The 11,370-nt window shown below is 53.4% G+C and carries 13 protein-coding genes; 3 read left to right on the top strand and 10 right to left on the bottom strand.

Annotated elements, in window-relative coordinates; all coding sequences use genetic code 11:
* The 10 genes from JW814_05195 to JW814_05150 form a co-directional block, all read right to left on the bottom strand.
* On the bottom strand, nt 1-370 hold a 370-nt coding region (locus JW814_05195; GenBank protein MBN2070836.1), incomplete at its 3' end, for an NADH-quinone oxidoreductase subunit C.
* Between the two features lie 40 nt (nt 371-410).
* The gene (locus tag JW814_05190; GenBank protein ID MBN2070835.1) at nt 411-824 is read right to left on the bottom strand and encodes an NADH-quinone oxidoreductase subunit B family protein; all 414 of its coding nucleotides are present in this window, start codon (nt 822-824) and stop codon (nt 411-413) included.
* Between the two features lie 15 nt (nt 825-839).
* The gene (locus tag JW814_05185) at nt 840-1,769 is read right to left on the bottom strand and encodes an NADH-quinone oxidoreductase subunit H (GenBank protein MBN2070834.1); all 930 of its coding nucleotides are present in this window, start codon (nt 1,767-1,769) and stop codon (nt 840-842) included.
* A gap of 12 nt (nt 1,770-1,781) precedes the next feature.
* Nucleotides 1,782-2,261, bottom strand: coding sequence for a 4Fe-4S binding protein (locus JW814_05180; GenBank protein ID MBN2070833.1), 480 nt, complete (start codon nt 2,259-2,261; stop codon nt 1,782-1,784).
* A gap of 2 nt (nt 2,262-2,263) precedes the next feature.
* The gene (locus JW814_05175) at nt 2,264-4,051 is read right to left on the bottom strand and encodes a molybdopterin-dependent oxidoreductase (protein MBN2070832.1); all 1,788 of its coding nucleotides are present in this window, start codon (nt 4,049-4,051) and stop codon (nt 2,264-2,266) included.
* 54 nt (nt 4,052-4,105) lie between these two features.
* Nucleotides 4,106-4,924, bottom strand: a complete 819-nt coding sequence (locus JW814_05170; GenBank protein MBN2070831.1) for an FAD/NAD(P)-binding protein — start codon at nt 4,922-4,924, stop codon at nt 4,106-4,108.
* A 14-nt stretch (nt 4,925-4,938) separates the two neighbouring features.
* On the bottom strand, nt 4,939-5,988 hold the full coding sequence (locus JW814_05165; protein MBN2070830.1) for a 4Fe-4S dicluster domain-containing protein: 1,050 nt from the start codon (nt 5,986-5,988) through the stop codon (nt 4,939-4,941).
* Between the two features lie 248 nt (nt 5,989-6,236).
* Entirely contained in the window at nt 6,237-7,160 is a 924-nt protein-coding gene (locus tag JW814_05160; protein MBN2070829.1) for a redoxin domain-containing protein, read from the bottom strand.
* 82 nt (nt 7,161-7,242) lie between these two features.
* Entirely contained in the window at nt 7,243-8,058 is an 816-nt protein-coding gene (locus JW814_05155; protein MBN2070828.1) for a hypothetical protein, read from the bottom strand.
* 9 nt (nt 8,059-8,067) lie between these two features.
* Complete coding sequence (locus JW814_05150) at nt 8,068-8,292, bottom strand: hypothetical protein (protein ID MBN2070827.1); 225 nt, start codon at nt 8,290-8,292, stop codon at nt 8,068-8,070.
* 351 nt (nt 8,293-8,643) lie between these two features.
* Here JW814_05150 and JW814_05145 point away from each other — a divergent pair, with 351 nt between their 5' ends.
* Genes JW814_05145 through nadA form a run of 3 tightly spaced genes read left to right on the top strand, consistent with a single transcriptional unit; the run spans nt 8,644 to nt 11,342 of the window.
* Nucleotides 8,644-9,831, top strand: coding sequence for a cysteine desulfurase (locus JW814_05145; protein MBN2070826.1), 1,188 nt, complete (start codon nt 8,644-8,646; stop codon nt 9,829-9,831).
* Nucleotides 9,818-10,405, top strand: coding sequence for a Fe-S cluster assembly scaffold protein NifU (nifU, locus tag JW814_05140; GenBank protein MBN2070825.1), 588 nt, complete (start codon nt 9,818-9,820; stop codon nt 10,403-10,405). Before JW814_05145 ends, nifU begins: the two co-directional genes overlap by 14 nt.
* 19 nt (nt 10,406-10,424) lie before the next feature.
* A complete protein-coding gene (nadA, locus tag JW814_05135; GenBank protein ID MBN2070824.1) occupies nt 10,425-11,342 on the top strand; it encodes a quinolinate synthase NadA in 918 nt (305 codons plus the stop codon).
* Nucleotides 11,343-11,370: the final 28 nt, after the last annotated feature.

Genomic DNA, 11,370 nt, shown 5'->3' with positions numbered 1-11,370 from the left:
TGAGATCGGGATGCCCCTTGAAATTCACTTCGAACATCTCGAAGATCTCTCTTTCGATCCACTTCGCGCCGGGAATGACATTCGATATCGAATCGAGTTCCGGATGCGGCTTCTCGGCGTAAGTCTTGATCGTGACGAAAAAATGCTCCTTGTCGAAGGGGAAGAACATGAGCACTTCGACGCCGCCACGATCGTCGATCCCGACTCCAGTGTCGAATCTGCCGTCGAGATCGTTGAAGATAAATGTGGCCAGCTCGAGCCATGAATCTTTTTCCGAATAGACGTAGATCCGATTCGCCGACGGCTGGTCTATCCTGACCTTGTCGCCGAACCTTTCAGCTATCTTCTTCTTTACTTCTTCTCTCTCCATCTTCCTGCTTCCCTCGTTATGTCTCAGGCTCTCGGCCTGCCTATAGTGTGTTAAGTACTTTTACTACTCCGGCAATGATCGTCTCCGGTTTCGGAGGGCATCCGGGGACATAAGCATCGACCGGCAGATATTTGTCAACAGGGCCGATAATGTTGTATCCGTCTCTGAAAATGCCGCAATTACAACCGCAGGCCCCGACCACTATGACCTTGACCGGCTTGGGAGCCTGTTCATAAAGTCTTTTGAGCCTGGGGAGTACGTTTCTCGTTACCGGACCGCTTATAAGAAGCACGTCGGCGTGCCTGATGCTGCCGACAAGCACTATTCCAAACCGTTCAACGTCGAATCTTGGAGTAAGGGCATCCAGGATCTCTATGTCGCAGTTATTGCAGGCACCGGTATTTACGTGAAATACCCAGGGTGATTTTTTTAAAGCTTTCAAAGCCAGTGACATACTTTCCTCCGCGACCTAGTAACCGAGCACAGCCAGGATCATGGCTATTATAGAGAGTACAAGCATCGGTCCCCAGAAAAAACGCAGGGCCTGATCGATCCTGACCCTTGGATTTGTATTCTTTATAAGAACTATAATGACCACGATAGCGACGTATTTCAGTATCGAGGTCAGGATTCCCCACCCCGCCAGTGAAATCCCACCCCAGTAGAGTGTTATCATGAATATTGGAAGAACGAAGAACATGATCGCCGTGTTCAGTTTTACGATCGCCAGCGGTGCGCCTGAATACTCGATGTGAGTCCCGCCGGCCAGCTCCGTCTCGGCTTCGGGAATATCAAACGGGATGAATGTGAGTTTCGCCTGCACGCACATTATAGTCACTATGAAGGCTATGACTCCCGATACGCTCCCCAGCATGATCCCCGATGCCGCCTGTTTCGCCAGTATCTGTTCAAACGAAAAACTGCCAGCTTTGTAGACCGTCGTCAGCATCGAGATCACAAGGGGCAGTTCATACGCGAAAAGAAGTTTCATCTCCCGGCTTCCACCGAGGATACCGAGGGGGTTGCCCGAAGCGCTCGCCCCAAGGATCATCGCTATCGCGGGGATAGTCATTATATAAAGAACGACTATCGAATCCCCGACGAACGAACCCGACGGATCGAGATTCGCCAGCCATATTATCGTAGAGGCGAGCGTCGCTGCTGCCAGGCCGATAACCGGCATGATGAGAAATCCCGTCTTTTTCGCGCCGGCCGGGATGATCACTTCCTTGCCAAAAAGCTTCATCGTATCGGCAAAAGGCTGAAACCACGGGGGGCCTACTCTCCAGTGGACCCTTGCTGTCACTTTTCTGTCTACCCAGGTAGTCAACAGCCCGACCACCCCGGTAAAGAGAAATCCGGGGAATATCAGATAATAGAACAGATACTTTAAATCCATAGGTCCTCTCCGCTAACGCGTCAACATCCATCGGGTGAAGTAGCGTCCGCCCTCAGTGGCATTTCCGTGTTTTTTCTCCAACTCTGTAAGTTCCTCGAAGACAAGCGCTCCGGAAGTACATGTAGAAACGCACCTTGGCTGCTTATCTTCCTTGAGTCGATCCTGGCAGAGATCGCATTTCGGAGAGATGTGCCAGGTGCTGTAGACGAACATCACTCCGAACGGACAGGCCATGATACATGATTTACACCCGATGCACAGCTGGTTCTTTCTTACGATCGTTCCGTCCTCTTCCTTCTTGATCGCGTCCTGTGGACAGACTTCAAGACAAAGAGGCGTATCGCAGTGGCGGCAATGCAGAGGCATGAGCGCGGACTCCTCGACCGGTCCGTGCTTTAGAAGCCCCTGTTCGTCATGCCCTCCGGCGCACGCAGCGGCGCATGCTCTGCATCCGGTACACAGGTTCATGTTTATATAGATTCTTTTTTCCATAATCAGCTCTTCTCGCTCTGACGCTCAAGGTTGACGGGAACCGGCGCAAGGATCACGCATTCAGATTTTTCATCGAGTTTCCACGGAAACAGCTTTCGGACCGAAGGAAAATGTATCGAAGCGGCAACTGTTTTGCCCCTGAGTCTTTCGGTGACTTCCGTTTTAAATACTTCTTCTCCGCCATCGGAGGAGACTTTGACTTTTTCTCCTCCCGCAAGCCCGAGTTCAGCGGCAGCCTCTTTCGAGACAAGAAGCTTCGGTCCGGGTGATGTCACCCTGGACCAGTGAAGATGCCTGGTGATCGCTCCATCGGCTGCATGGACCGGCTCGCTCCACGGTAGCAGCACTGCCTGGGAAGATCCGTTCGCCCGGAGCGAATTCGAATAGGAGGTCCATCTCGCGGCAAGCCCTTCGCACGACCCTGATCTTTCAGTCTTTCTTCTGACATCGGCCGAACCGAGATCGGCTCCCATCTCCCTGGCGAGCGCCCTGAGAAATTCCTCATCAGAAAAAGCCCCCGCCGGCGGATCGATCGCTTCCTTCCGTACTAGATCATCCCTGAACGATGGCGAGACCGTTCCTTTTTTCTCCATCAGTCCCGCCGCCGGTATGACTACGTTTGAACGCGCGGCGGTCTGTCCCCAGAAGAGCTGCGTGGCTACGGTGAACTTCTTCTCCCTGAGCGCTTTTTCCACCGGAGCCGCGGGATATACAGAGAAAAGATCGAGCCCCAGGATCACAAGAGCCTCGATATCGCTGCTTTCAAGTTTCCCCAGGACCGTTCCGCATCCCGCTCCAGCCAGGACCGAATAGATACCCCAGGTATTCTGCTGGACAAACTGCGGGTCGAAGAGTTTCTCTCCGGGGCAGATGCTCGTAAGAGCCTCGGCAAAGAGAGAAAGCAGCCCAGGGGAGGAGAATCTTCCGAATATGTTCGACATGTAAGTCTCGATTTTCGCAGATCCGAGAATCGAAAATGCCGCTTTTTCGACGATCTTTCTTTCTATTCCGCCGAGTTTTTCTATATCTCCCCATTCGATACCGTCAATAATGCTTTTCAGCGCGGGGACAAGCGGGTTGGCGCTTTTTGCCGCCGCAGCTTTCAACAATCCCGCCACTACAGCAGTCTCTCCGCCGGGATTGCACATAAGGTGTGTGCCTGCAAACCACGCCGTGTGATTGAGTTCCGGACTTATTACTATGATCTCGTTACCCCTGCCCGAGTTCTTTCCGGCCAGGACCGTTTTTGCCGTACACGGATGGTCGGAAAAGGAATCACCGATCATCAGATAGACACTTTTAGTGCCCGCCGGTTTTTCGGCCGTCGTCGACAGGGCGGAAAAATCGCAATCGAGATATGCCGAGAAGAGAGGCGTATCGTCAGGAGCAAAGATCTCTATACTGGAAGTACCAATGACATCTTTCGCGAATTTCAGCGCGAGAGCGGCTTCTTCGTTGGTCAGGTTCTCCCCTATAAGGACACCTATGCTCCCCGCTCCGGATTCAGCCTTGATCGAAGCAAGGTTTTTGGCAGTCTCCTTTACCGCCGCCTCGAAATTCGACCTTTTCCCGAGGACGAACGGATAGTTCAGTCTTTTCGGATGGGAGACGAATTCGACCGCGGAGTTACCGCGCGCGCAAAGACTGCCGCCATACTTCGAACCTTCCCTGTCGTCCCAGTCTATCGACAGGATCGAATCTCTTGTGAAGGAAGGCGACCTGCTTCCACCCCTGAAAATAACGGGACAGGCCAGCGAACAGATCGAACAATAATTGTTTATCTCACTCATAGACCATTTTCTTCCCGGGCGGCTTCTCCGCCGAGAGCGCCCAACCGCGGCATACTAGCCAAAGACATTAGGTACGTTCTTGATCTTCTCGTAACACATGTCGGGGCCATCGACGCAAAGATAGTAATGCCCGACATTACAGCGACCGCATTTTCCCATACCGCATGACATCTTCCTGTTCATCGAAAGATAGATCTGTGGTGGAGTATATCCCACTTCCAGAAGTTTCAGGGTTACGAACTTCAACATTATCTCGGGGCCGCATGAAAGGGCGAACGAGTCGGCGATCTTTACCTCGAGGTCATCAAGAAGAGTCGTGACCAGTCCGACATGCCCGTCCCAGTCGGGATGAGGAATATCGATCGTTGTTTTTAACGAGATGTTCGAAGCAAGACTGCTCCATTCCTTGTACTGCCTGCGGAAACTCAGTTCGGCCGGCTCCCTTGCCCCGAACTTGATATCAATCCTGTTGTATTTCGAGGGATCGTTGAAAAGGGCGTAGAGCAGCGAGCGCATCGGAGCAAGCCCCACCCCACCACCGACCACGAGGACATCCTTGCCGCCGAGCTTTTCAAGCGGGTACCCCTTGCCGAAAGGACCTCTCAGGCCGAGTCTGGCTCCAGGCTTAAGCTCATGAAGCGCCTCGGTGACCTTACCGGTCCTGAGGATGGTGATCTCCATCCTGTCTTCGATATTCGGGTCGCTGCTCGGGGTGAATGGCGCTTCTCCGACACCGGGAACTGTAAGCTGCATGAACTGCCCGGCCTTGAATTTAACCGGCCTGGCTGGCTTCAGGCAGAAAGTCCTGATCGTCGGAGTCTCGGTAATCACGTCTTCCAGGACAGTATCTATGGGATAATACGGGTTTTCCATACCCTTTCGCTCCCTTATCTGGTTGCTTTCGTTTTTACTTTACGGAACACATCGCGCATATCTATGCTTGCCGAGCACGCGTCGATACATCTGCCGCAGCCGGTGCAAAAGACCGCGTTATGGCTGAGGACCAGATAATCATATTTATGGTAAAGCCTGTGCTTGACCCTGTCAGAAAGGCGGGGCCTTGGAGTACCCATGCCCGCCATCCTGGCATAACCTGTTACCTGGCAGGAATCCCATGACATCACTCTTTTGAACTGCTCCCCGTCCTGCTGGTCGAAGAGGAGAAAACAATAACAGGTCGGACATATGTTGGTGCACGCGCCGCACTCCACGCATCTTGCCGACTCTTCGTTCCAGAGCTCGTCGTTCAGTACCCCCCGGAGCTTTTCGGTCATCTCGGCCGATGCCGGGTAATCCTTGTTGTTTGACTTCAGCTGCGCGAGGACCTTTTCGCGGTTTTCGACCCTTGCCTTTTCCTGCCCTTCCCTCGGTTCTGAAAAGAGCTCGCTGTTTTCCGACAGGATCGCCGCTCCTCTTTCCGAACCTTCCTCTACGAGGTATCCGCTTCCGACTTTCGAGATAGTAAGGTCATAACCTTTTTCGGGCCATGGGTTGGATCCGGTCAGAGTACAGAAACAGCTCTCGCCGCACTCCGTGCAGTCTGAGGCTATTACCAGCATCCTGTCCCTTCTGATCTTGTAGAATGGGTCTGTATAATCGCCTTCCACCTGGACGCTGTCGACAAGTTCCATAGCTTTGAGGTCGCATCCCCTGGCACCGACGATCACGAATACCGGGAACGATTCTTCGGCTTCCATCTGATCCATATCTTCGGAAGGATACCTGGCGACAACAGACCTGAGGTGTTGCGCGAACCCTTTAAGGCTTTCGACAGATCTGAATCCATCGAAAGCGGTGCCTGCCGGAAGCGGAAATGCTTCTACTCTCTGTATATGGATTTTTCCTGTATCTTCTTCCCTGACAGGAACAACAAGCTCCCCCTCTGCAGAGAGCTTTTTTAAAAGCCTCTCAAAATCAGTCGAATCAATGAATCTCATTTAATTCTTCTCTGTTTTTAAAAGTTACCGCCGTGAAACGGCGTGGCTCCAACTTGAGAACAGCGCACATAATTTCATAAATATTAAACGAATGTCAACCTTTTTTTCTCGGTTTTTTTAAAATATTTCTTTGCTGTCAGCTTTTTGCCCTGCCAGTACTGACAGAAACGCTGCTGCGAAAATAAAAGGGCCGGAGAAGCGTAATTTCAGCTCGTCCGGCCCTGCTCCGATCGGATTTTTTCGCAGCTCTACTCGGCAAGCAGTTCGGCGACCGCTTCCCCGAGTTCATTCCCGCGGAGATTCTTATACCTGATCACTCCGGCGCGATCGACAAGAAAAGTCGAAGGGATCGAACCGACCGCGTATTTTAATCCCAACTCGGCCTGCCACCCTTTTCCGTCAAAGACCTGCCGCCATTCGATCTGCTGTTCCTTGACGTAACTGTCGAACTTTTCCCTGCTGTCATCCATTGAGATCCCAATAATATCGAAACCCTTCCCCTTGTTCTCGCTGTATACCTTTTTGACCGTCGGCATCTCCGCCCTGCACGGCGCGCACCAGGAAGCCCAGAAATCTATAAGGACTACTTTTCCCCTGTACTGCTGCAGATCAAGTTTTTTTCCGTCAGCGGCAGTAACTGAAAAATCGATCGCCTTGTTGCCGATCTTCAGCTTCCTGAGGATCTCCATCTTTGGAAGAGTCGCGTTTGCCATCTGCTTCGTTCTGGGATCGGCTCCGCTTGCCGGATCGATGATCGCCTTCAACTGTTCCTCCGCCTCATCGAATTTATTCATCGACATATAGGCGGTAGCAAGGATCTGCCTTGCCACGCCCTCTTCCACCGGCTGTTTTTCGAACGGCGCGGCAAGGTATCTGACGAGGTGTTCTACCGCTTCCTTCTCCCTTCCGGTCCCGCTGAATATCTGCCCCAGAACGACCCGGGCGCTGCCCGAAGCGACAGTTCCATCAAATTTTTCGATGAACATGGTGAGATTCTTCTCTGCCAGTTCGATCAGCTGCATCTGCCCGAGAGATGATCTTTTCTGCTCGAATTCCTGCATCATCGCGGCATATTGATTCCTCGCCTCTTCTTCCCTGTCCTGGCCCGCGGCGAATGCCGGCATGATAGCCAGGGCCACCAGAAAAGCCGCCAATATTCTTTTTGTCTTCATCCTTTTTCATCCTTTCAAAAAAGGGCGTGCCCATGCCATGGCACACCCCGGTAAAATTCGAACCAACGCCATCCGGAGATATTTAATTCTCCGGAACTGACCTGACCATTCCCGTTATCGGCACTGTAATTCTCTCGTATCCCTTGTAATTGGTGACAAATGTCACCGAGCCCTGGTATTTTCCCGATTCCGCGGGCGGGCGGATACTTACCACGCAGCTGAACGCTTTTCCCGGGCGGGTCTCCCTCACGTTGACCGTGATATCCTCCCTGTCAGGAATGACTTCGAGGATCCTGAGAGTATCTCCCCTCGTCGCGATCACTGACACTATCTTTTCAAAATTCTTCGTAGTGCCTTCAGCGATCCTCATCTCTTTCATTATCACGTTGCTCGGCGTAGCCTGGACATCAGGCGTTATCGTCAGCCGGAACATCACGCTCTTTTCGGGAATATCCTTGAAATCGGTTTCGAGGATAAGGTCACCGCCGTAGTTACCCGGCTTCACCTCTCCTCTGGTCCAGACCTTGAGGCTGAATCTTTTTCCCGCTTCCATGGTCAACATATCGATGCCGAGATTGTCGCAGAGAAAATCGTAATCCCTGCTCTTTTCCGACCAGTGCCACCCGGTGAAGGCGATCGCTTCGGGAAGCTGTATCGAGATGATCGATTCAAGTTCAAGCTTTTCCCCCGCGAATCCGGAAAGGTTGAGGCTCTTCGAGAACTCGAAGACCTTCTTTACCACTCCGGTCACATAGAGGACTACCTTCTGGTTCTCGGGATCGTTCGTCGCGACCGTGAAAGACTTCTTGAAACGCCCGGGGTGAATTTTGAATCCTGTGATCTTTATTCCTATTTTCCCTTCCTGCCCGGGAAGGATGACCTTGTCATAGTCGGCCACTGAGCAGCCTCACCCAGGCCGCACGCTTGTTATGTGCAGCTCACCTACCCCGTTGTTTCTGACCGTAAAGTCATATGCGATGTCGAGCCCTTCATAGAAGTTGCCGAGATCGACAGTTTTTTCCCTGACAAAGAACATAGGCGAATCCGTTGCCTGCGCCGTCGCCGTAAGCGCTACGCCGGCCAGCAGGGAAAACAGCGCCAGTGCCATTGCCAGTTTTCGAATATCCTTCATAATTCTGTCCTCCACCTGAGGTTCGGTCCGGATTTTTCCGGATCCTTCATCGGCGGCCCGCGTGAAAACCTCCGCAGCCGCCTTCCAGTTGTAATTCCCGGTCCAAAACAAACCGCTCCAGCTCCCACATCCGGATCTTGCCATCCTGATTGCCTTGACAGCGTGGGGCGCCGGAGTAATCATCTGAACTGGTTTTCTATTATATGTCATCGGCACGGGATAGTTCCACTAAATTCTTTTTTAACCATCGCGCGAGCCACTCCGGCGGGGAGCCAGATTTTGTTTGCGTTACTCCGCCTATTGATGGATTATTCGAGAGACGGTAATTATTCTGATTAAAAGGATTGCGATATGGATAAACAGAAAGAGACTTTTTTCGATCATAACGCGGCAAGAGCTGCCAGACCCGAGGCGGTGGACGAGATGTCGCGGCTTCTTCTTGATGGATTCGGAAATCCGCAAAGTGTCCATGACCGCGGGCAGAGAGCGGCGGAAAAACTTGAGAAGGCCAGGGAAAAGGTAGCCGCTCTTATCGGATCGGACCCGTCCGGGATCATCTTCACCGCGACCGGTTCAGAGGCGAACAATATGGCGATCAAGGGGATAGCCAGGGCGAGAAAGAAAAAATCCCCCAGAGTGATCATTTCGGCGATCGAACATCATTCAGTGGTGATCCCGGCCGAATCTCTCCGAAAGGAAGGGTTCGAGCTTGTCACCCTCCCGGTCGACCGGACCGGGCTGGTCGATCCGGGACAACTTGACGAAGCCCTGTCCGAAGGAGCGGCGGTTGTCTCTGTCATTCACGCCAGCTCCGAGATCGGGACGATCGAACCGATCGAAGAATTGTCGATGATCTGCGCTGACAAGGGAGTGCCTTTCCATACTGATTCCTGGGCGGCTGCCGGCCAGATAAAGATAAAGCTCGATGATATGCCGGTCAGCGCCATGACTATAGCCGGGCAGAACTTCGGCGGCCCTCCCGGGGCAGCGGCACTCATCCTGAAAAAAGGCGTTCCGATGAACAGGCTGATCGAAGGAGGAGTCCAGGAGCGAAATCGAAGAGCCGGGCAGGAAAATATCCCGGCGATCGCCGGGATGGGCGTCGCGGCAAGGCTCGCTCTTGCCGAATTGGATGAAACAGCCGCTCTGCTCATCACACTCAGGGACCGGATGATAAAAGGACTTCCAGGCAGTATCGAAGATGTGATATTAACAGGCCACCCGGAGAAGAGGCTTCCCGGGCTCGCTTCGTTCTGTGTAAAATATATCGAGGGAGAGGGGCTTCTGCTCTTCCTTAACCAGAAGGGGATCATGGCGGCGAGTGGTTCGGCCTGCACCTCGCGTTCCCTGAAGGGGAGCCATGTCCTCGAAGCCCTCGGGCTCGACGCGGCGACTGCCCAGGGTTCGATAGTATTCTCGTTCGGGCCGGAGAACAGCGCGGGCGAGATCGACTACGCGATCAACGAGATGAAACCGGTAGTCTCGCGCCTGCGCGAGATGTCACCGATATACAGGGAGAAAAAAGATGGCTCTTTATAGTGACAAGGTAATGGACCATTTCATGAATCCGAGAAACGTGGGCGACCTTGAAAAGCCTGACGGCGTTGGTGAGGTCGGCAATCCCACCTGTGGCGATATGATGACATTCATGATCTCGGTAAAAGATGACAGGATCGCCGATATCCGATTCAAGACTTTCGGATGCGGAGCGGCGATCGCCGTTTCGAGCATGGTCAGCGAGATGGCTCTTGGCAAGACCCTTGATGAAGCGATGGAGATAACGAACGAGATGGTCGCCGAAGAACTCGGAGGCCTGCCGACCAACAAGCTGCACTGCTCCAACCTCGGGGCCGACGCCCTGCACGCCGCTATAGAGGACTACAGAAAAAGGCTTGAGACGGGAGAACCGGCCGAAGTGCCCGAACTTCACGAAGTCAAAAGGAGTGGCAAGGACAAGCAATGCCCCTACTGCGACGCCGATATCGATGCTTCGTCGATGCTCTGCAATTCGTGCAAGACTTCGTTCGACACCTGCCCGCATTGCGGCAAGATCGCCGACAGATCACGGGAAAAATGTCCCCATTGCGGCGCGTCGATCCACAAGCACGGGTAATCGGAAAAAAGAACGGTAAATGGGAATGTCGAAAAAGGAACTTTCCGCGAGGATAGACGCGCTGAAAAAAGAAAAGGGCGCCGTGATCCTCGCCCACAACTACCAGCCTCCCGAGATCCAGGATATCGCCGACCATCTCGGCGACTCCCTTGATCTGAGCCGGCTCGCCGCTTCTCTGGCTGAAGAGGTGATCATCTTCTGCGGCGTTCATTTCATGGCGGAGACCGCCTCGATCCTCGCTCCGGATAAAAAGATCATTCTTCCCGAACTCTCGGCGGGATGCCCGATGGCCGATATGATTACCGCTGAGGCCCTCAGTGCTTTGCAGCGAAAGACTCCCGGCGCGGTGACGGTGATGTATGTCAATTCGCCGGCCGAAGTAAAGGCTCTGACCGATATCTGCTGCACCTCGGCGAACGCGCTGGAGATAGTCAAGTCGATCGATCCCGGCAAAAAGATCATATTCGGCCCGGACCGTTACCTCGGCGGATGGATAGCCCGGCGCACGGGACGCGACCTGATCCTCTGGGACGGCTACTGCCCCTCGCACCAGAAGATACTTCCCGAACAGATCAGGGCGCTGAGAAAGCAATACCCCGGCGCGGTCGTGATGGTCCACCCCGAGGTCAATCCCTCGATAGCGGCCGAGGCCGATATCCTTCTCGGCACGGGAGGTATGATCCGCCACGCGCTGGAGAATCCCGCTACCGTCTTTGTGGTCGGCACCGAGGTCGGAATGGTGTACAGGCTCGGCACCCTTTATCCGGAAAAGGTCTTCATCCCCGCGTCGAAGGAGGCGATCTGCCCCAACATGAAGAAGATCACCCTTGAAAAGATAGCACTGTCCCTTGAGACCCTCGGGCCTGTCGTAAAAGTCCCGGCCGAAACAGCCGCGGCGGCGAGAAGATCGATCGAGCGTATGGTGGCGATCGGGTGAACCGCTACCCGTTCAAAAAAGATTTATA

Source organism: Candidatus Krumholzibacteriota bacterium, from assembly GCA_016932415.1.
Taxonomy (GTDB): Bacteria; Krumholzibacteriota; Krumholzibacteriia; order Krumholzibacteriales; family Krumholzibacteriaceae; genus Krumholzibacterium.
The sequence above is the reverse complement of the archived record's forward strand: the minus strand, read 5'-3'. Positions and strand labels throughout refer to the sequence as shown.